The sequence below is a fragment of the Actinomyces sp. oral taxon 448 str. F0400 genome, from assembly GCF_000220835.1.
Lineage (GTDB): Bacteria > Actinomycetota > Actinomycetes > Actinomycetales > Actinomycetaceae > Actinomyces.
Map to the genome: position 1 here is coordinate 2479653 of NZ_GL985606.1, position 20746 is coordinate 2500398.

A 20746-nucleotide genomic window follows, 5' to 3' on the forward strand; every position below is an offset into this window, starting at 1 on the left:
ATCCGTCCGACCGTCCGGCCGCCTGCCGCGCCGACCGGCGTGTGCTGTGCGATCCGATCCCCGGCCGGGACGCTCGGCCCGTCAGGGTCCCCCGGCCTGTCATACGCTCGAAACACATGTGCCTTTGGTCCCGCGTTTCATCCTCGTACGCCCGGCTCGCCCCGTACGATGACGCACGACACAGCAGGGCCCACCCATCCGACGCGCGGACCCGCCCGTCGGCATCGCGGACGGGCGCTGCTGGTCCCCGCTGCGAGGAGTACGAGGAGAAACGCACGTGTCGACGCTGGACAGCACCATTGCAGGCTTCGGAGCCAACGAGTGGATGGTGGAGGAGATGCGGGAGGCCTGGCTGGCCGACCCCTCCTCGGTGACCCCGCAGTGGCGGGCCCTGTTCGCGGGCGCCGCCAGAACGGCCGACGATGGCGGCGGGACCACCGCAACCGCCGCAGACTCGGAGTCGCCGGCTGCAACGGGAGCCGACCCCATCGACACCGCCGACCCCGCCGGCATGGCCCTCGCCACCCCGTCGTCGCCGGGCCCCGCGCCCCGCCGCCGTCCCACGGCCGTCCAGGACGTCACCCGCTCCGACCTGCCGCCCGCGCCCCCCTCCGACGTCGCCCCGCCGACGTCGCCCTACGCCCAGCGCATGGCGCGCCAGCACGCCGGGGCGCGGGAGGCTGACGCCCACTCGGAGACCGAATCGCGCATGAAGGGCGCTGCCGCCCGCACCGCCCGGAACATGGAGGCCTCGCTGTCGATCCCGACCGCCACCTCCGCTCGCGCCATCCCCGCCAAGGTCCTCATCGAGAACCGCGTCGTCATCAACGGTCACCTGGCTCACACCCACGGCGGCAAGGTGTCCTTCACTCACCTCATCGGCTGGGCCGTCGTCGAGGCGCTGGCCGAGATGCCCGCGATGAACGCTTCGTACGTCACCGACGACGCGGGCAGGCCCACCCTTCGCGAGCCCGCTCACGTCGCCTTCGGCCTGGCCATCGACGTCCCGGCCTCCAGCGGCGAACGCCGTCTCCTGGTGCCCTCCATCAAGAAGGCCGACCTCATGGATGTCGCCGGCTTCATCGCCGCCTACGAGGGCCTGGTCGCCAAGGCCCGCGACGGCAGTCTCGAGGTCGATGACTTCCGCGGCACCACCGTGACCCTGACCAATCCCGGCATGATCGGCACGCTCCACTCGGTGCCGCGCCTCATGCCCGGCCAGGGTCTGATTGTCGGGGTCGGTTCCATGGCCTACCCGGCCGCTTTCGCCGGCACCAGCGAGGAGACCCTCGCCCGCCAGGGGATCGGCAAGATCGTGACCCTGACCTCCACCTACGACCACCGGGTCATCCAGGGGGCGGCGTCGGGCGAATTCCTGCGCCTGATCGAGCGCAAGCTCCTGGGCCTGGACGGATTCTGGGAGCGCACCTTCGAATCCCTGCGCATCCCGCATGAGCCAGTCACATGGGCCCGCGACACCACCTACGACGCCGAGCTGGAAACCGGCAAACCGGCGCGCGTGTCCGAGCTCATCCACGCCTTCCGCCAGCGCGGCCACCTGGCGGCGGACACCGACCCGCTGACCTACCGCCTGCGTCGCCACCCCGACCTGGACTTGTCCACCTACGGGCTGAGCCTGTGGGACCTGGACCGCACCTTCCCCACCGGGGGTCTGGCCGGGATCGAGCGCGCCACCCTGCGCGAGATCCTGGCCCGCCTGCGCGACGCGTACTGCCGCACCGCCGGCATCGAGTACATGCACATCCAGGATCCCGCCCAACGCACCTGGTGGCAGGAGCGCCTGGAGTGCGAGTGGTCGGCGATCAATGCCGATGAGCGCCGCCGTATCCTGACCAAGCTGGAGCAGGCCGAGGCCTTCGAGGCCTTCCTGCAGACCAAGTACGTGGGCCAGAAGCGCTTCAGTCTGGAGGGAGGGGAATCCCTCATCGTCCTGCTGGACCGGCTGCTGGACGCCGCCGCCCACGACGGCCTGGACGAGGTCGTCATCGGCATGGCCCACCGCGGCCGTCTCAACGTCCTGTCCAACATCGCCGGGAAGTCCTACGGCCAGATCTTCGATGAATTCGACGGCACCAACGTCATCGAGGGCGCGGGCACCGGCGACGTGAAGTACCACTTGGGTACGGAGGGCGTATTCACCGGCACCGACGGCGTGAGCACGCGCGTATCCCTGGCGGCCAACCCCTCCCATCTGGAAACGGTCGACGGGGTGGTCGAGGGGATCGTGCGCGCCAAGCAGGACCGCATCGGCCTGGGTGAGAGGGGCTACACGGTGCTGCCCGTGCTCGTCCATGGCGACGCCGCCTTCGCCGGGCAGGGGGTGGTCTACGAGACCCTCAACATGAGTCAGCTGCCCGCCTACCGCACCGGCGGCACGGTGCACATCGTGGTCAACAACCAGATCGGCTTCACCACCAGTGCCGCCTCGGCCCGCTCGACCACCTACGCCACCGACCTGGCCAAGGGCCTGCAGGTCCCGATCTTCCACGTCAACGCCGATGATCCCGAAACGGTGGCCCGCGCCGCCCGCCGCGCCTACGAGTACCGGGCGGCCTTCCACAAGGACGTCATCATCGACCTGATCTGCTACCGGCGCCGCGGTCACAACGAGGGCGACGACCCCTCGATGACCCAGCCGGTCATGTACCGGCTCATCGACTCCCTGCGGTCGACCCGCACGGTCTACACGGCCGACCTGGTGGGGCGCGGGGAGATCACCACTGAGGACGCCAGGAGGATCGAGAACGAATTCCACGACGAGCTCGAGCGCATCTTCACCGAGACGCGGGCCGCCCACGCTCGCCCCACCGCGCAGGAGGCGCAGGCGGAGTCGATCGATGCCACCGACCCGACTCAGGTCGGACTCTCGCGCACCTCCCTGGAGGTCCCCTCCTCCCAGCGGGCCGGTCAGGGAATGATGATCGGCTGGACCAGCGCGGTGCCGCGCAGCGTTATCGAGCGGATCGGGGATGCGCAGGTCGCCTACCCGGAGGGGTTCACGGTGCACCCCAAACTGGGGGCCATGCTCGCCAAGCGCCAGCGCGCCACTCGGGAGGGCGGCATCGACTGGGGGCTGGGCGAACTCATCGCCTTCGGCTCCCTGCTGATGGAGGGCGTGCCGGTGCGCGTGGTCGGCGAGGACTCCCGGCGCGCCACCTTCGCCCAGCGCCACGCCGTCCTGCACGACAACGATTCGGGCGCCGAGTGGACGCCCCTGGACTTCCTCACCCCGGACCAGGCTCCGCTGAGCATCTACGACTCACTGCTCAGCGAGTACGCGGCCCTGGGCTTCGAGTACGGCTACGCGGTCGAGCGTCCCGAGGGGCTGACAGTGTGGGAGGCGCAGTTCGGTGACTTCGCCAATGGCGCTCAGAGCATCATCGACGAGTACGTCGCCTCCGCAGGGCAGAAGTGGGGGCAGCGCTCCGGCCTGGTCATGCTCCTGCCCCACGGTCAGGAGGGTCAGGGTCCCGACCACTCCTCTGCCCGCATCGAGCGCTACCTGCAGATGTGTGCTCAGGGGAACATGCGGGTGGCCATGCCCTCGACCCCGGCCGGCTACGCCCACCTGCTGCGCGAGCACGCCTACTCCCGTCCGCGCCGTCCGCTCATCGTATTCACCCCCAAGCAGCTGCTGCGGCTCAAGGCGGCCGTCTCAGCGGTGGAGGACCTCACGTCCGGCACCTTCCAGCCAGTCATCGGGGAGACGGACGAGCGGATCGCCTCGGGACGCGGAGTCGAGCGGGTGCTGCTGTGCTCGGGGCGCGTGTACTACACGCTGGCCGCCGAGCGGGCCGAGCGGGACGAGGCCTCGACGGCGATCGTTCGCCTCGAGCAGCTCTACCCGTTGCCCGCCGATGAGCTGGCCGAGGCGCTGGCCCCGTACAAGGGGGCCGAGATCGTCTTCGTCCAGGACGAGGCCGCCAATCAGGGGGTCTGGCCCTGGCTGGCTCTGCATATGCCCGCCTCGATCACGGGCGGTCAGATGCTGCGACTCATCGCCCCGCCCGAGGCGGCCTCCCCCGCCGTCGGCAGCCCCGGCGTCTACCGGGATCAGCAGGCCGCGCTCATGGCCGCGGCTTTCGCGCGGGAGTGAGGAGCGTGCGGCCGCGGGCCCGAGGTTCGGCTCCATCGGCTCCGGCGAGTCGTGAGCCGTCGCAGGACGCGGTACCGTCATTCCCGGAGGCGTTCCAGGCTCAGGAGGCGACGTGGACGAGACCCGGATCCACTTCATCGGCGACGAGCTCGTGGCCGGCTACGGCGATCCCCGAGCCCTGGGGTGGGCCGGGCGCGTCATGGCGCGCACGCCCCGCGATCTGGACGCCTTCTGGGCGACGCTGGCCGTGCCCCGGGAGACGACGGTCCAGCTCGCCGACCGGTGGCCCTCCGAGGTGGCCCTGCGCTCCACTCACACCGGGCTCAACCGCCTGGTCATCGGGCTGGGGACGGCTGACGTCGGCTCGGGCATCTCGCCCGCGCGCAGCCGTCTGGCCCTGGCCAACATCCTGGACAAGGCGGCGAGTGAGCAGCGGGCCTGTTTCGTGGTCGGCCCCCCGCCGCTGCCCGGGGTCAATCCCGATGGGACGGCCGCGCTGTCGCGCGCGGTGACCGAGGTGTGCCACCGGCGCGGAGTTCCCTACGTGGAGACCTTCGAGCCGCTGCACAATCATGAGCAGTGGATGACCGATGTCGCCGCCGGCGATGGCAACCATCCCGGTCAGGCGGGCTACGGGCTGCTCGCCTGGCTGGTGCTGCACCGCGGCTGGTACGAGTGGCTGGGCGTGGAGCAGCCGGGCTGAGTGTCGATGCACTGCGGGCAAGGCCGGCGGTTACCACGATGATCGTGCCCAGAATGAAAATGAACAAAAGTCGGTGCCCGAATCGCTCTCCCATGCAGCCCGACGGGATGATCGTCAGCGCGAGAATAAGGCCGTAGCTGTTGACCGCCCAGAACGCCCGGCCCCGGTCGCACCCGAGTCCTGTGTCAGCGAGGGTACTGCGATGCCGACAATCGTCAGGTCGAGGAGGGCGATGAGTATCCTCCAGCCAAGGCGCGCAGCCCGACCCACCACCGAGTGCCGACCAGCAGGGCCGGGGAGTCTTCCGTCATGTATTCTCCTTGTCCATAGGTCCGGCATTCATACGGACGGTGCCATCATTGTTCGAGTAACCTCAGTCGTCTCCCGAACGATGTTCCCGACCGCGCTATACAACTCAACCAACGAGGGAATCAACTTTTGTCGTTGACCGTCATAGGTTCCTGAATGTCAGAGCTCGGAAAGCGAAGCCAGGGTGGAAATCCCCGTAGCAACATTACAGATATTTAAGATGCGCCCTGGCGGAGGGCTAGTTGAAAACTTGCATTCTTCACCGCCTCAAAGGGCCAGAAGCATGTGACGGCTTTCTCGCCAGGGGTGGGCGACGAACCTCATGGAGGCTCGGATCAGGTACACGACGCAGACGCACCACCGAGTCCGGCCGAGCCGCCCGGGTCGCGCCACGGAACAGGTTCCGCACACCGAAGAACACGCGCGGCGCATTCGACAGGGCCCTGGCAGGCGACGAGACGAGGCCGCACGACTCTATGCCAATACGCCAAGCTCATCGGCCGCGGCCGGGTGCTGGCGATTGTGAACCAGCCCGCCCATCATCGGAGCCCTCGCGGTCGCCGTCGTGCGCGACATGACGTGGGCTTACCCATCGGCCTGTTCATGAGGCGGATCGCGGACCCGGCCCCGGGAAAGGCGAAGATGGGGACGCGAATAACACCGCGGCCGCGCCGATGCCGCACGCATCCTGCGAGCCGTCACCGGCTCGGACGAGGACGCGTAGCCCTGGGCACGCGCACCGGCTTCGACATGGTCGCCGGTACCGACGGCGTCGTCCCATCGCGCCTGGCGAGGCAGCTCAACATCCTGCACGACCGACACTCCGAAAGATCACTCAGGGCGAACGTCGTGGCCAGGCCGTCATCGCCCTGGCCCGCCGCCTGACACACCGCATAGGGGCGCTCGCAGCGCCGGCTCGTGAATCGCGCAGCGACCACCCGGGCAGGCCCGACTGGCCCGATGGCCCGATGGGGTCGGGTCGTTACCCCGCCCGCAGGTCTCGGCCCCGGAAGACGAGGACCGACCCGGCCAGCAGCACGACGCCGGCCATGGCGAGCCCTGCGAGAGCGGCGCCGTCGGGGTCGTCCAGGGGCAGCGTCCCCACCAGGTGCAACGGGGAGAGGTTCTCCGCCCACTCCGGCAACCTCAGAGCCTCGCCGAGGAATCCCACGGTGAGGCACCAGCCGAACAGGACCCAGCCCGCCCCCGCCCATCGGGGGCCCGCGGACGCCAGGGCGGCGCACGCGGCGACGACGAAGACGACGGGAACCGCGTAGCCCGCTCCTACCGAGCACGCCGTCGTCAAGGCGCCGCGCTCGCCGGTCGACCACCAGGTACCGGCCCCGAGAGCCAGGCACGCCGCAGCGAGGACCGCGAGCGCCGAGGCGACGGCCATCAGCCACCAGGTGCACCACAGCCGAGTGCGTCCTAGCTGGGTCGCCACCACCGCCCCCAGGCGGCCCGAGGTCTCCTCCCCGGCCAGGCGAGTCGCAGCCTGGGCGCCGGCACCTGCGGCGGCACTCGCTGCCATGATCGCCGCCATCATGACGACGAGGTCACTGCCCTTGTCCGCCCCCATGGCGGTGAGCAGGGTGGGATTGGCATCAACCAGATCGGCGACCTCACGGCTCATCCAGCCGAAGAGGCCCGACCAGACCACGGCGAGCAGTCCCCACCCCACGACGGCGGCGCGGCACAGGCGCCAGGCCAGGCCGAGCCCGGTGGCCAGACCGCGTCGTGCGCGAGCGGGGCCGGGCCTCGGGGCGAGCACGCCGGAGCCGAGGTCTCGCCGGAGCGCGACGGTCGTGGCGGCCGTCAGGAGCACGAGCACACCGACGCCGTAGGCGGCCAGGGGCCAGGGGCGGGGCTGGCCGAAGGGCCGCACCTCGGCCAGCCATCCCAGGGGGCCACCGACCCAGGTGGTGGCCGCATCGTGCCCGTCGACGACGGCGCGCAGGAGGTAGCACAGGACCACGGCTCCCGCCCCGGTCCGGTAGGCGACGCGAGTCTCCTGGCACAGCTGAGCAAGAAGGAGCCCGAGGGCGCCGAAGAACGCGGTGCAGCCGGTCACGCCAAGCGCGTACCACACCGCGCCGTCGGCGGGCGGACCGGTAGCGGCCAGCCCGCAGGCGATGAGGCCGCCGGCGACGGCGGCGTCCGCCAGAAGAAGGACGGTCGCGGCGGCACTCGGCGAGGCGACGCCGACGCGGCCGGCGCTGACCAGCTCCACGCGTCCGGCCTCCTCCTGGCGGCGGGTGAGTCGGATGGCGAGGATCAGGCCGGTCAGAGGGAAGAGCAGCAGGCCCATGAAACCGACCTCGAAAGCAACGATCCCGCCGATACTCGTCAGATCGTAGCCACGCCCGTTGAAGATGATGTTGACCTTCGATAGGCCGACCGTGGCGGCGTACTGGTCCCGGTCGGCCTGGGCGGGGTACAGGCCCTCGATGCCGCGGGCGGTGGCGGTCACGAGGCCGCTCTGCAGGACGGCGAGGGCGAGCAGGCCGCCCCACTGGGTGCGGGCGCCGATCCGCACCGTCCGGGCGAGTCCAGCCAGGGGTCTGCGCGGCACGGTGAGGGCGCGGGGACGGGGCACGCTCATTCACCGCCCTTGACGCGGGACGGATCGCCACTCGGGGCGGATGCGCCGTCCTCATACCGGTGGAGGAAGAGCTGCTGCAGGCTGGGCGGCCGGACGGCGAGATCGCGGGGACCGGCCTCGCTCAGTGCAGCGATGACGGCAGGCAGCGCCGTGCGGGAGGATAGCAGGCGGGTGCGGACTCCGGACTGGATGCCGGTCAGAGTCAATGAGCTCACGCCGTCGAGTCCCTCCAGTCCCGAGGGCGAGCACTGCGTGAGGGCCTCGACCCCGATCGGTGCGCCGGCGCGCAGCTCGGTGAGCTCCCCGGAGAAGACGGCCCGACCTGAGCGGATGACGGTGACGCGTCGGCACAGGGCCTCGACCTCGGACAGGATGTGGCTGGACAAGAGGACGCTCGTCCCCTCGGCCGCCCGTTCGGCGACGACCTGTTGGAAGACCTCCTCCATGAGGGGGTCCAGGCCGGAGGTGGGCTCATCGAGGACGAGCAGCTCGGCATCGACGGCCAGGGCGGCGACGAGGGCGACCTTCTGACGGTTGCCCTTGGAGTAGGTGCGGAAGCGGCGAGTCGGGTCGAGCTCGAAGCGGTCGATGAGCTCTTCCCTGCGGGCGCGGTCGAGCCCGCCGTGCAGGCCGCCGAGCAGGTCGATGCACTCCCCGCCGCTCAGCCCCGGCCACAGCGCGGTGTCGCCGGGCACGTAGGCGAGACGGGCGTGGATGTCGACGGCGTCGCGACGCGCGTCCAGTCCGAAGACCGTGATCCGTCCGGCGTCCAGACGCAGCTGACCGAGCAGGGCGCGGATGGTGGTCGACTTGCCGGCCCCGTTGGGGCCGAGGAACCCGTGGACCTCGCCGGGCCGGACGGCCAGGTCGAGGCCGGCGAGCGCATGAGTGCGGCCGAACGACTTGGACAGAGCCTCAGCGCTGACGACAAATTCTGACAGTGACTGTCTCATGACAGTCACTGTACTCGATAGGATCGGTGAGTCCGCAACCCCCTCCGACGGAACAGGACCACGCGTGACACGCCCCATGCAGCCCCGGCGCACGCCGCCCGCGGCCGCCCCGACTACGCCGCCGAAGCCGAGTCTGCGAGCCCGCAAGAAGGCGGCGACCATGCACCACGTCCAGCAGGTCGCCCTCGACCTGTTCGCGAGCCACGACTTCGAGACGGTGAGCATCGAGCAGGTGGCCCGGGCCGCCGACGTCTCCCCCTCCACGATCTACCGCTACTTCGGGACCAAAGAAGGACTCATCCTCCACGACGAGTACGACGACCGGCTCCTCGACGTCCTGCGCTACTGCCTCGACCAGGGCGATGACTTCTGGTCGGCAGCGCGGACCTCCCTGGCGACGATCTGGGAGGACCACTTCGTGACCGACGAGGCCTCAACCCGGCTGCGCACGCGCCTGTGGTTCGAAATCCCCCGGGTGCAGGCCGCCGGGTACCTCGTCATCGCCGATCAGGTCGACCAGTTCGCCCGCATCATGGCGGACACCGGCAGATGGTCCTTCCCGCAGGCCCGGATCATCTCCTCTGGAATCGTATGGTCATTCGTGGCCGCGCTGCGCAACTGGTACGACTCCGGTCTCGATACCGACTGGCGCGACCACATCACGGATCTCATCACCTGGCTCGAACGGAGCTGCACCCCGCAGACGACCAGCGCCAACGCGTGAGGACGGGCCGGCTTCGAGCCTCGATCCGCGGCCAGTCCGCCCCCTCGCCGAATCCGCTCCAGCCAGGCGACAGCGCGGAAGCGGATATCAGGGTCGGCCTTGAACAGCGGGGTCAGACCGGGGACGACCCTGGTGATGAAGAAGCTCACTGGTCGGGTAGACGTCAGCCCGCTCGGCGGCCTCGAAGCCGTGGAGGACCCGAACGTCCTCATCGCGGACGGGAAGCTCCTTGCTCCCCCATGATGCTCCTTCGATATCGGGCGGCGCCTCGATGCCCGCCTGGCCGGCGCACCACCGCCTGCACCGTAGGATCAGCGCACCCGCCCAGTCCTCGAGGACTCGATAGCCGGCGACCTCCCTCGAGTAGTCCCGAAGCGATAACCCGCGGCCGGTGAGCGGTCCGCGGGTGACGGTCGTCAACCCGCAGATGTCGGAAACGAGAAGAAGGGCGCGGTGCGCGACCTCGTCGACGTCGACGACATCAACGACGGGAGGATCGGGGACGCCCCCGGCGACCGCGGGGAGCGCCGACGACGCGTTTGGGTCCCCCGCGCCGCGACCGGGAGGGGAGACGACGCGGGCTCCGCGTGTCCTGCGCTCGAAGAGCCGGCCGCCGAGGACCTCCTCCAACCGACGAACGGCGTTGGACAACGCCGGCTGGGTGACGTCGTACTCCCGGGCGGCCGCACTGAAAGAACCGGTCCGGGAAACCGCCCGAGCATAGCGCAGGCCCTCGGGACTGAGTCGATCATTCACGCAAGCAGTCTACGAACCCTCGCCAACGGGCCCGATCCCCGCCCCTCCCTGAACCACCGCGAATCGGGCCGGCCTCGCACCGGGCAGCCGGGCATGGACCGCCCCGACGGACGAAAGAGCCGGCCGCCCCTGCAGGTGACCGGCCCCTCGCCCCTACGAACAGGACGACAGATACGGCGCCGAGCGCCGCCCAACCCGACTCAGGCGTTGGGACGCTTGCCGTGGTTGGCGCCGGACTTGGCGCGTGCACGACGCTTACGACCGCGCTTGCCCATGAAAACAGCCTCCCCGTGTCTCGATTCGCCCCACGAGGGGGCACACAACACAGCAATGTTCGCACACTCGTGCAATCCCGGGCCAGTCGCCCACCAGTTGCACCGATCACGCGCCGTGCCCGCCCCGCAGAACCACGCGCCGTGGATGGCAAGTCCCAGCCCGGCCGAACCTAACCGAGCCGGAAGTGCACGGTCTGACTGCGGTGCACCGTCGTCGTGCCATCCTGCGAACTCACGGAGGTCACGGTCACCGACGTCGTCGACGTCACCGATGTGGCCGACCGCATGACCGACAACCGGCCCAGCACCCGGGCGCGCAGATCGGGCGGCGCCTGCTCGGCGCAGCGCGACCGCAGGATCTCGCGCAGATGCCTCTCGGCGTCGGCGATGCGCGAGCAGTGCTCGCAGTTCGCCACATGCTCAGCCAGCCGAGTGGTCAAGTCGTCATCGCACTCGTGATCGAGGAAACGCTCCAGGTGCGCGCGAGCCTCCGAGCACGAACAGCGCTCGCTCTTCTCCTGAGACCCGCTCATCAGGCGTCCTCCCGACTCGTGGTGTAGCCCAGCTGGCGGGCGTGATCGGCCAGGAGCTCGCGCAACTGACGGCGCCCGCGGTGCAGGCGGGACATGACAGTGCCGATGGGGGTGTCCATGATCTCGGCGATCTCCTTGTAGGAGAACCCCTCGACATCGGCGAGGTAGACGGCCAGACGCCGGTCCTCGCTCAGCTCGGAGAAGGCCTCCTTGATCTCCTCGTCGGGCAGCTCGTCCAGGGCAATGTTCTCGGCGCTGGGCAACCCGGTCGAATCGTGGGAGGCCGCGCGGTGGAGCTGCCAGTCCTCGACGGTGTCGGCATCGGACTGGAGCGGCTCGCGCTGCTTCTTGCGGTAGGAGTTAATGAAAGTGTTGGTCAGAATCCGATACAGCCAGGCCTTGAGATTGGTGCCGGGGCGGTACTGGTGGAAGGAGGAAAAGGCCCTGGCGTAGGCGTCCTGGACAAGATCCTCGGCATCTGCCGGATTGCGCGTCATCCGCATGGCGGCGCCGTAGAGCTGGTCGAGATACGGCAGGGCGTCGGCCTCGAAGCGTGCGGCGCGCGCCTCCTCGGACTCGCCCTCCGGAGCCCGGTCGAGACCGCCGGAGCCGCCGGGGGCGGTATCGGCGAGGTCGGTGGAGGTCTCGGCGTCGGCGCGCGCGGCGCCGTCGGGATGCAGGTCGTTGGTATCCGTCATCGCCCACGAGCCTAGTCCGCGGGTGCGGACGGGTGCGGACGGGGCGCGGCTATCGAGCATGGCACTGGAGGTCATCGCCGGATGCAACGACGGCGGGGGCCGACTCATTCCCGCCGGTCCCCGCGCCGCCGCATCCGCGCACGAAGACCGGGTACTAGCCCTGGGAGTACTGGCCCTGGGAGCCATGGAGGGCGAGGATGAAGGCATGGACCTGCTTCGCACCTTCGCCCGCCCGATGCTCGCCACCTCCTTCGTTCTGGACGGCATCGACGCCATGACCCGGCCCGCCCGTCACGCGGAGCGATTCGAAAGGGCCACGCCGCTGCTGGAAAGGGCCGGCCTGCCACCGATGCTCACCTCGGACGCTCGCATGCTCACCCGGGCCTGCGGGGCGGTGAGCGTCATGGCCGGCCTGGGGCTGGCGACGGGTACGGCCCCACGCATCTGCGCGGCAGTCCTGGCGGGACTCAACATTCCGCTGACCCTCGTCAACAATCCGGTATGGGCGGTCAAAGGCGGCCGGGCGCGCGACGAGGCCCTGTCGGGGCTGGCGCGCGGCGGCGCGGTCGGCGCCGGACTGCTGCTGGCCGCCGTCGACCGGGAGGGCCGCCCCTCCCTGACCTGGCGGATCGAGGACGGCAGACGGCGACGCGCGACGGCCCAGCCGGCCCTGCTCATGCATCGGCGCATGCGTCGTGCATGAGCGAGTGACCGCCTCCCGGCCCGGCGTGGCCAACGCCATCCTCGTACCGCCGTCCTCCTCAGCCGGCGCCGTCATCTTAGGACTGAGGTCACGCTAGGGTGAGACCATCACGACGCCAAGCGAAGGACACGCGCATGAGCGACCAGCCCGATGTCATCTACACCTGGACCGACGAGGCGCCCATGCTGGCGACCCGCTCCCTCCTGCCGATCGTCGAGGGGTTCACGCGCGCAGCGGGCGTGAGCATCGGCACCGCCGACATCTCACTGGCGGGCCGCATCCTGGCCGCCTTCGAACTGGCCGACGACGACCTGGCCGCTCTCGGCGCGCTGACCCGATCCCCAAGCGCGACAATCATCAAACTCCCTAACATCTCCGCCTCCCTGCCCCAGCTCAAAGCCGCGATCCGCGAGCTGCGCGACCAGGGCGTGAGCCTGCCCGACTACCCCGACTCGGTGACCACCGATCTCCAGCGCCGGGTGCGCGCCCGCTACGACGCCGTCAAGGGCAGCGCCGTCAACCCGGTCCTGCGCGAGGGCAACTCCGACCGGCGCGCCCCCGCAGCGGTCAAGGCCTACGCCCGCACCCACCCGCACTCCATGGGCGAGTGGAGCCCGGACTCCCGCACCCGGGTGATGACCATGGACAGCGGCGATTTCCGGCACAACGAACGCTCCGTCATCGTCCCCGAGGCGGGGACGCTGCGGATCCAGCTCGTGCCCTCCGACGGCTCCGGCGTCCAGGTGCTGCGCGAATCGCTGCCGGTGACAGCCGGTGAGGTCGTCGACGCGACCTTCATGTCCGCCACCGTGCTGGACGCCTTCCTGGCCGGAGCGGTCGCCGCCGCCAAGGACGACGACGTGCTGCTGTCAGTGCATCTGAAGGCCACCATGATGAAGGTCTCCGACCCGCTCATCTTCGGTCACGCCGTGCGCGCGGCCCTGCCGCGCACCTTCGCCGCCTACGGCGAGGCCATGTCCGCCGCGGGGCTGCGCGCCGAGGACGGACTGGCCTCGATCCTGGCCGGGCTGGACACCCTGGCGCAGGGAGAGGAGATCCGCGCCTCCATCGAGGCCGAGCTGGCAGCCGGCCCGCGCCTGAGCATGGTCGACTCCGACCGCGGCGTCACCAACCTGCACGTGCCCAGCGACGTCATCATCGACGCCTCCATGCCCGCCATGATCAGGAACGGCGGCAAGCTATGGGACGCCGACGGGAAGAAGGCCGACACCCTCGCCGTCATCCCCGACTCCTCCTACGCCGGCGTGTACGAGGCCGTCATCGAGGACTGCAAGACCCACGGCGCCCTGGACCCGCGCACCATGGGCACCGTCCCCAACGTCGGCCTCATGGCGCGCAGAGCCGAGGAATATGGCAGCCACGACAAAACCTTCCTCGTGCCCGTGGCCGGGCGCGTGGAGGTGGTCGTCGTCGACGGCGCCGGCACGGCGCCGGGCACGGTCCTGCTGTCCGACGACGTCGAGGCGGGTGACATCTGGCGGGCCTGCCAGACCCAGGACGCGCCGGTGCGCGACTGGGTGCACCTGGCGGTCACGCGAGCCCGGGCCACCGGGGCCCCGGCGATCTTCTGGCTCGACCCCGAACGCGGCCACGACCGCGTCATCGCGGAGCTCGTCGAACGCTACCTGGCCGAGGAGGATGTTCGCGGGCTCGACATCCGCATCCTCGACCCGGTGGCGGCCACGCGGCTGTCCCTGGAGCGGGCACGGCACGGGGAGGACACGATCTCGGTGACCGGCAACGTGCTGCGCGACTACAACACCGACCTGTTCCCGATCCTGGAGGTCGGCACGAGCGCGAAGATGCTGTCGGTGGTGCCGCTGATGAACGGCGGCGGCCTGTACGAGACGGGCGCCGGCGGCTCCGCCCCCAGGCACATGCGCCAGCTGCTGACCGAGGACTACCTGCGCTGGGACTCCCTCGGCGAATTCCTGGCCCTGGCCGAGGCCCTGCGGCACGTGACGGAGGTCACTGGGAACGGGCGGGCCGCAGTGCTCGCCGACGCCCTGGACGCCGCGACGACGAGACTGCTGGAGGACAATCGCTCCCCCGCCCGTCGCCTGGGCGGGATCGACAACCGCGGCTCGCACGCCTGGCTGGCGCTGTACTGGGCCCACGACCTCGCGGCGCAGGACACCGACACCGAGCTCGCAACCCGCTTCGCCCCGGTGGCCCAATCCCTGGAGGAGGCCAACGAGACGGTGCAGGCCGAGCTCGTCGCCGTGCAGGGCCACCCGGTCGAACTCGGCGGCTACTACCGGCCCGAGGACGCCAAGGCGGACGCCGTCATGAGGCCGAGCCCGACCCTCAACGCCATTATCGACGCGCTGTAGGCCTCGGACGGCCAACGGCCGCGCACCTGAGAGAATGCGGCTGTGAGTGACACCCCTGCAGACGGCCCGCCGAGGCCCTGGACCGCCCCGACGCCCCTCGGCCCCCTCGACGCCACTGTCGCCCTGCCCGGATCGAAGTCCCTGACCTCCCGCGCCCTCCTGCTCGCGGCGGTCGCGGACGGCCCGACCACGATCACCGGCGTCCCGCCCTCGCGCGACACCGGCCTCATGCTCGCAGCCCTTGAGACGCTGGGCGCCCGCTTCAACGAGGCCGGCGGGCGGTCGCGTCTGCGCGCGTTCCCCGCCCCACTCCCCCTGCACGTGGCCACCGGCCCCGACGGCACCGGGCATGTCGACTGCGGCCTGGCGGGCACCGTCATGCGCTTCGTGCCGCCGCTGGCGGCACTGGCGGACGCCCCCGTCGTCTTCGACGGCGATGAGGCGGCCCGACGCCGGCCGCTGGGCCCCCTGCTCGACGCCCTCGCGGCGCTGGGCGCCCGGACGCTCTGCCTGGCCGAGCCCGGCCACCTGCCCGTGCGCGTGGAACCGGGCGGCGGTGCCCTCCTGCGACCCTGCGACCCTGCCCCCGGGACGCCGCACCGGGTGGGCGTGGACGCCTCCGAGTCCTCCCAACTCCTGTCCGCACTGCTGCTCGTCGGCGCCCTGCTGCCCGGCGGGCTCGCCGTCACCCCCACCGGGCGCGTCCCCTCCCTGCCGCACATCGCCATGACGGCCGCCTGCCTGCGCGAACGCGGCGTCCCGGTCGAGGAGCCCGGGGACGGCGCGCTCGAGGGCGCGCGCACATGGATCGTCCACCCGGCCCGCCCCGCCGGCGGCGAGGTGACCATCGAGCCGGACCTGTCCAACGCCGGCCCGTTCCTGGCGGCGGCACTGATCGCCGGAGGCGAGGTGCGGGTGCCGCACTGGCCGATGACCACGACCCAGGGCGGTGACGCCTGGCGCGAGCTCCTGCCCCGGCTGGGCGGGAGCGTTGAGCTGCGCGCCGAGGCCGACGGCTCGGGCACGCTCGTCGCCCGCGGCACCGGGGCGGCCGACCTGCGCGGCATCGACGCGGACCTGTCCGCTGTCGGGGAGCTCGCACCGGGCGTAGCCGCCCTGGCGGCCCTGGCCTCGGCGCACGGCCGTCCCAGCCGTCTGCGCGGCATCGCCCACCTGCGCGGGCACGAAACGAACCGGCTGACCGCTCTCGTCGCCGAGATCGCCCGGATCGGCGGGCGCGCCCGCGAGAGCGAGGACGGGATCGTCATCGACGCCCTGCCCGCGGGCGCCCGCCTGCACCCGGCGCTCCTGCACTCCCACGCCGATCACCGCATGGCAACCTTCGCCGCCCTCATCGGCCTGGGTGTCAAAGGCACCGAACTCGACGACATCGAGTGCACGTCCAAGACCCTCCCCGACTTCCCGGCTCTGTGGACAGCCATGCTCAGTCACGTGTCCGAGCACGTGCCCGGTCAGGGCGGGCGGTAGCGGTGACACCCCGGCGCGACACCGGCACCGACGACCCGCGCGTGCGGGTGCGGCCCGGCCGCGGCTCGCGTCCGCGCACCAAACGGCGCCCGGCGCACGAGGACGCCGTCACGGGCACGGTCACGCGCGTCGACCGGGGCCATTACCGCATCCGTCTGGTCGACCCCGCCCTCACGCAGGACGGCAGCGGCGACATCACAGCCATCAAGGCGCGCGAACTCGGACGCGACAAGGTCGTCGTCGGGGACCGGGTGGCCGTCGTCGGGGACACGAGCGGACGCGAGGGCGCCCTGGCCCGACTGGTGCGCATCGGGCAACGGCGTACGCTGCTGCGCCGCACCGCCGAGGACGGTGAGGCCGCGGGCGCGCAACGACCGATCGTGGCCAACGCCGACCTGCTCGTCGTCGTCACCGCGGCCGCCCGCCCGGCCCCTCGCCCGCGCATGATCGACCGCTGCCTCGTGGCCGCCTACGACGCCGGCATGGAGCCGCTGCTGGTGCTGACCAAGTCGGATCTGGCCGACGCCGGCCCCCTCCTGGCCCTCTACGAACCGCTCGGAGTGCGCTCGCTGGCAACCCGGCTGGGTCCCCCGGACCGCGCAGGCGCCCGGTGGACGGCGGGCGCGCGCACCGGCGGCGTCGGCGCCGTGCGCGAGGTGATCGGCGGACGCACGAGCGTGTTCGTGGGACACTCGGGGGTCGGCAAGTCCACGCTCATCAACGCGCTCGTGCCCGGCGCGCACCGGCGGACCGGCCGCGTCAACGACGTCACCGGTCGTGGACGCCACACCTCCGCCAGTCTCCAGGCCCTGGAGCTTCCGGGCGGCGGCTGGGTCATCGACACGCCCGGAGTACGATCCTTCGGGGTCGCCCACGTGAGCCCGGCGAACATCCTGCGCGGCTTCCCGGACCTGGCCGACGTCGCCGAAGCCTGCCCGCGCGGCTGCACCCACGAGGCCGGGGTCCCCGAGTGCGCCCTCGACGAGTGGGCGACCGGCCGCTCCGACGTCGGGGCGGGCGACGTCGACCGGGCCGGCAGGACCGGCGACCAGCCCCCTGCCGCGGCGCCGGACACCGCCGAGAACGTCCGGCGCCGGGCGCGCGTGGGCTCATTCCGCCGGCTGCTCGTCCCCTCCCTGGAGGCGGAGGACCCCGCACTCCGGCCCGACGGGCGCCACCACTGACACCGACGGGCGGCGCAGAACCGACCGGCGCACCGGAGCCGAACGCGCTCGGAGACGGGACCGCGGCGGGCGCAGGTCCACCGCGGGACCCGCGCCCGGGACGATTCGCCCCCCACGAGCGATCCGTGGAACAGTATCCGCGGCTCAGCCGGGCCGCCCCGTCCGGTCGCGAAAGGGAGACACCACCATGACCAGCGCCATCCCGATGATCCGCGTCGCCGGTCCCGACGATCTGGATGCCGTCGCCGCCCTGCTCACCGAGGCCTTCCTGCCCGATCCGATCATGAGCGCCATCACCGCCGCGGCCCCCGACCCGCAGAGGGCTCTCACTCACCTTCATCACGTCAAACTGGCCTCCCACTACTTGAGCACGGATGAGACCGCGCGTGCGGGCGCACGGGTTGATCTGGCCGTTGACGCCTCGGACCGCCTGCTCGGCGCCGCCCTGTGGGACGCCCCGGTCACCGGGAGCGGTCCGAGCGGCGTCGCCGGACCGCTCGAACCGGACCGGGCGGCTCCGCCGGGACTGGACCCGGACATTCTGGGTCGCGCCCGGGACCTGTGCCTGCTCGACGACGCCCTGTGCAAAGCCCACAGGCCGGCGTCCGCGCACTGGTACCTGTCCATGATCGCCGTCGTCCCGCTCGCCAGAGGAACGGGGACCGGCAGCACTCTGCTGCGCCGCGGCCTGGACCGGGTCGACGCCGACGGCATGGCGGCCCACCTGGAATCCACGACTCCCGGCTCTCGGCGCCTGTACGAGCGACTCGGCTTCAAGCGGGTCGCCGTGCTCGACGCGCCGCCGCTGCCGGCGTACTGGGCCATGACGCGCCCGGCGCCCGGCAGCCGCTGACCCCTCCCCCGCCCCCGCCCCGGGATGGCGATCGGGACGACGGGTCCAGCCCGTACTGGAGACGCTTTGAGGGAGTCTCACCGCTCCCGTTAGGCTCGTCGTATGTCAGCAGCAGCCTCCGCACGCCTGCCGCGTCCCTCATGGGTGGGCCTGTCAGCGCGTGCCGAGCTGACGGTCGCCCAACGCCGCGTCCTCGAACTGATCGAGTCGGCGCACCACCCGATGACCGCCGCCGAAGTCGCCTCAGCGCTCGGCCTCCATCACAACACCGTGCGCGAACACCTCGACGCCCTCATCGAGGCCGGCTTCGTCGAGGTCTCGACCAATCCGACGGGTCGACGCGGCCGCCCGGCCCTGCACTACGCCTCCACCGCCCCGGACCCGGCCGAGGTTCTGGACTCCTACCTCACTTTGCTCGACGCGATATCGGAGACGCTGGGCACCAGCCCGCAGGCGCAGAAGCTGGCGCTGGACATCGGCCGGCGCTGGGCGCAGCTGATGTCGTCGGCGCAGCGGATCGAGGAACCCGCGGAGGGGGCGAGCCCCGCCGAGCGCGCGACGAGCCTCCTGCCGGGCCTGTCCCTCATGGGCTTCGCACCCGTCGCCCAGGGCGAGACCCTCGTCCTCAAATCCTGCCCCCTGATCACCGGCAGCAGAGTTCCTCGGCCGCTGGTGTGCCTCATGCACGAGGGCTACCTCAACGAGGTCTACGAGCGTGCGGGGCTGCACCGCTCCCCCGCCAACGACGTCGGCGCGCGCACGCGTCTGAGGCTGACGCCACTGCTCGGGGACGGCTGCCACATCACCGTCGAGAGCTAACCGCGCATCGCTCGGGCCCACTGCTCCGCTCGTCCGCCCGTTCGCCTCTACGCGACGACCAGACGCCCCATGGCCCCCTTCTCCATGTCGGCGAAGGCGTGGGTGACGAACGTGTAGGTGCCGGCGCCGGGAGGCACGGCCTCGACGAAGCCGCCCTGGGCGGGCTCGAGCCCCAGAGCCTGCGACCCGCCCGACCAGGCGGCCCCGATCCTGTCGGGGCCGCCGAGGGTCCAGGCGCCCTCGAAGAACACCTGGTCGAACTGGAGCCCCACGCAGTGGAAGCTCATGGGCTCCGACGGCCCGGCGTTGAGCACCCAGAAGCGGACGCGCTCGCCGGGTCCGGCGGGCAGCGGCCGGTCGCGGTACTGGAAGGCGGTGCCGTTGAAGGCGAACAGGTCGGGCGTCTTGGCGGCGACCTTGGCCGCATCGGTCTCCCCGCCCTCGGGACCGAGATAGATCTCGGACTGGACGACGAGGTACTCGCGGTCGACCCCCTCCAACCCGGGCGGGTCGATGACGACGGCTCCATGCATGCCGCCGGCCAGGTGGACGCTCATGGGCGCCGTCGAGCAGTGGTAGAGCCAGATGCCGGCACGCTGGGCGACGAACTCGTAGACGAGATTCTCGCCCGGGTTGATCGAACGCATGACGTCGTCAGGGGGGACGACGCCGGCGTGGAAGTCGATGGAGTGGCTCATCGACCCCTCATTGACCAGGGTGATCCGGAAGGTGTCGCCCACCCTGCCCCGCAGCACCGGCCCGGGGACCTGCCCGTTGAAGGTCATGCGCGTCTGGGTGACTCCGCCGCCGACGTGCATGACCTGCTCCATGACGGTGAAGGTGTGCTCGTGGAGCGCGCCGGACCCGGCCGGGGCGAGGACGGCGTCGAAGGCGGCGACGTCCTCGGGTAGGACCGCCGAGTAGTCCGGCACCGCGTCATCGGAGGAGGCCGCGCCCTGGCCGGCCGGGGACGCGTCCTGGCCGCCCGAGGCCGCACTCCGGCCGCCGGCGGTGACGTGGAAGACCATGCCCTGCGCGCGGTGTCCGGCGATCGAGCACCAGCCCTCCAGCGGTCCGCTCACGACGCCCGCGTCGAGAGTGCCGACGGCGCCCGCGGCGACGCGTCCGGTAGTGGCGGTAGCGCCGGAGGAGAGCTCGAGGACCAGGTCGTGGACCTGGTCGGAGGTGTTGTCCAGGCTCACCACGAGCCGGTCGCCGGGGGCGACGTCGACGGTGTCGGGCACGAAGCGCATGCCCTCGACACCGACGGAGGCCTCGACCGTGCGACCCGTGGCGGGCACGGGTTCCGTTCCCGCGTCCCTCTCCCCGCCTCCGCCGACGGCAGTGCCCGCCACGACGGCCGCCCCGGCGGTCAGCAGCCCGAAGAGCGCCCCGCGGCGGTCGGTGGCGCGTGCGGCCCGGCGCGCCGCCTCGGTGTCCTGCGCTGAGGCGGCGGCACGGCCGCGTCCGACAGCGGGAGCCGTACCCGAGGTCACCGCCCCGCGGTGGGCGGCGCCGACGTCCCGATCGCCATCGGCACCATCGTCGCCGTCGGACGTGGCGGGGGTGTTCTCACTCATCGGTCTCTCCTGAGTCTGAAGGGGGTCGGTGGAGCACGGGGTCCCGGCGGGCCGGCGTCGACGCGCCGGAGTCCGCGGCCGCCCCGGCCCGGTCG

Annotated in this window: 16 protein-coding genes; 9 read left to right on the forward strand and 7 right to left on the reverse strand. The window is 71.4% G+C overall.

All coding sequences use genetic code 11. The features are described from left to right. Positions 1-277 precede the first annotated feature (277 nt). Entirely contained in the window at positions 278-4117 is a 3840-nt protein-coding gene (locus HMPREF9062_RS10490; protein WP_009750118.1) for a multifunctional oxoglutarate decarboxylase/oxoglutarate dehydrogenase thiamine pyrophosphate-binding subunit/dihydrolipoyllysine-residue succinyltransferase subunit, read from the forward strand. A gap of 112 nt (positions 4118-4229) precedes the next feature. Continuing rightward, positions 4230-4820, forward strand: a complete 591-nt coding sequence (locus HMPREF9062_RS10495) for a GDSL-type esterase/lipase family protein (protein ID WP_009750119.1) — start codon at positions 4230-4232, stop codon at positions 4818-4820. Between the two features lie 1291 nt (positions 4821-6111). Here the strand turns inward: HMPREF9062_RS10495 and HMPREF9062_RS10500 are convergent. Both HMPREF9062_RS10500 and HMPREF9062_RS10505 read right to left on the reverse strand, forming a co-directional pair. Continuing rightward, positions 6112-7731 carry an ABC transporter permease gene (locus tag HMPREF9062_RS10500; protein WP_009750122.1) on the reverse strand — a complete coding sequence of 540 codons (1620 nt, stop codon included), beginning with the start codon at positions 7729-7731 and terminating at the stop codon, positions 6112-6114. Then, complete coding sequence (locus tag HMPREF9062_RS10505) at positions 7728-8684, reverse strand: ABC transporter ATP-binding protein (protein ID WP_009750123.1); 957 nt, start codon at positions 8682-8684, stop codon at positions 7728-7730. The genes HMPREF9062_RS10500 and HMPREF9062_RS10505 overlap by 4 nt, the downstream gene beginning before the upstream one ends. A 64-nt stretch (positions 8685-8748) precedes the next feature. On the opposite strand from HMPREF9062_RS10505, the gene HMPREF9062_RS10510 reads away from it, so the two are divergent. Beyond that, positions 8749-9408 carry a TetR/AcrR family transcriptional regulator gene (locus HMPREF9062_RS10510; RefSeq protein WP_253270703.1) on the forward strand — a complete coding sequence of 220 codons (660 nt, stop codon included), beginning with the start codon at positions 8749-8751 and terminating at the stop codon, positions 9406-9408. Positions 9409-9495: 87 nt separating this feature from the next. On the opposite strand, the gene HMPREF9062_RS13275 is transcribed toward HMPREF9062_RS10510, so the two are convergent. From HMPREF9062_RS13275 to HMPREF9062_RS10525, 4 genes are all read right to left on the reverse strand, one after another. Next, the gene (locus HMPREF9062_RS13275; RefSeq protein WP_034254201.1) at positions 9496-10164 is read right to left on the reverse strand and encodes a helix-turn-helix domain-containing protein; all 669 of its coding nucleotides are present in this window, start codon (positions 10162-10164) and stop codon (positions 9496-9498) included. Positions 10165-10364: 200 nt separating this feature from the next. Further along, positions 10365-10439, reverse strand: a complete 75-nt coding sequence (locus HMPREF9062_RS13905) for a 50S ribosomal protein bL37 (RefSeq protein ID WP_399501314.1) — start codon at positions 10437-10439, stop codon at positions 10365-10367. Positions 10440-10609: 170 nt separating this feature from the next. Further along, positions 10610-10972 (reverse strand): mycothiol system anti-sigma-R factor, encoded by a 363-nt coding sequence (gene rsrA, locus HMPREF9062_RS10520; RefSeq protein ID WP_009750126.1) that lies wholly within the window; start codon positions 10970-10972, stop codon positions 10610-10612. Further along, positions 10972-11670, reverse strand: coding sequence for a sigma-70 family RNA polymerase sigma factor (locus HMPREF9062_RS10525; RefSeq protein WP_034254975.1), 699 nt, complete (start codon positions 11668-11670; stop codon positions 10972-10974). Before HMPREF9062_RS10525 ends, rsrA begins: the two co-directional genes overlap by 1 nt. A 205-nt stretch (positions 11671-11875) precedes the next feature. Between HMPREF9062_RS10525 and HMPREF9062_RS10530 the strand changes: the two genes are divergently transcribed. The 6 genes from HMPREF9062_RS10530 (at position 11876) to HMPREF9062_RS10555 (ending at position 19071) form a co-directional block, all read left to right on the forward strand. Next, entirely contained in the window at positions 11876-12373 is a 498-nt protein-coding gene (locus HMPREF9062_RS10530; protein ID WP_050795348.1) for a DoxX family membrane protein, read from the forward strand. A gap of 134 nt (positions 12374-12507) precedes the next feature. Then, positions 12508-14727, forward strand: coding sequence for an NADP-dependent isocitrate dehydrogenase (locus HMPREF9062_RS10535; protein WP_009750129.1), 2220 nt, complete (start codon positions 12508-12510; stop codon positions 14725-14727). Positions 14728-14769: 42 nt separating this feature from the next. Then, on the forward strand, positions 14770-16215 hold the full coding sequence (aroA, locus tag HMPREF9062_RS10540; RefSeq protein ID WP_009750130.1) for a 3-phosphoshikimate 1-carboxyvinyltransferase: 1446 nt from the start codon (positions 14770-14772) through the stop codon (positions 16213-16215). 2 nt (positions 16216-16217) lie between these two features. Further along, positions 16218-17399, forward strand: a complete 1182-nt coding sequence (gene rsgA / locus HMPREF9062_RS10545; RefSeq protein WP_009750131.1) for a ribosome small subunit-dependent GTPase A — start codon at positions 16218-16220, stop codon at positions 17397-17399. A gap of 187 nt (positions 17400-17586) precedes the next feature. Beyond that, positions 17587-18252 (forward strand): GNAT family N-acetyltransferase, encoded by a 666-nt coding sequence (locus HMPREF9062_RS10550; protein ID WP_009750132.1) that lies wholly within the window; start codon positions 17587-17589, stop codon positions 18250-18252. A 102-nt stretch (positions 18253-18354) separates the two neighbouring features. Beyond that, positions 18355-19071, forward strand: a complete 717-nt coding sequence (locus tag HMPREF9062_RS10555; RefSeq protein ID WP_034254204.1) for a helix-turn-helix transcriptional regulator — start codon at positions 18355-18357, stop codon at positions 19069-19071. A gap of 47 nt (positions 19072-19118) precedes the next feature. Here HMPREF9062_RS10555 and HMPREF9062_RS10560 read toward each other — a convergent pair whose 3' ends face one another. Beyond that, positions 19119-20651, reverse strand: a complete 1533-nt coding sequence (locus tag HMPREF9062_RS10560) for a multicopper oxidase domain-containing protein (RefSeq protein ID WP_009750134.1) — start codon at positions 20649-20651, stop codon at positions 19119-19121. Positions 20652-20746 lie beyond the last annotated feature (95 nt).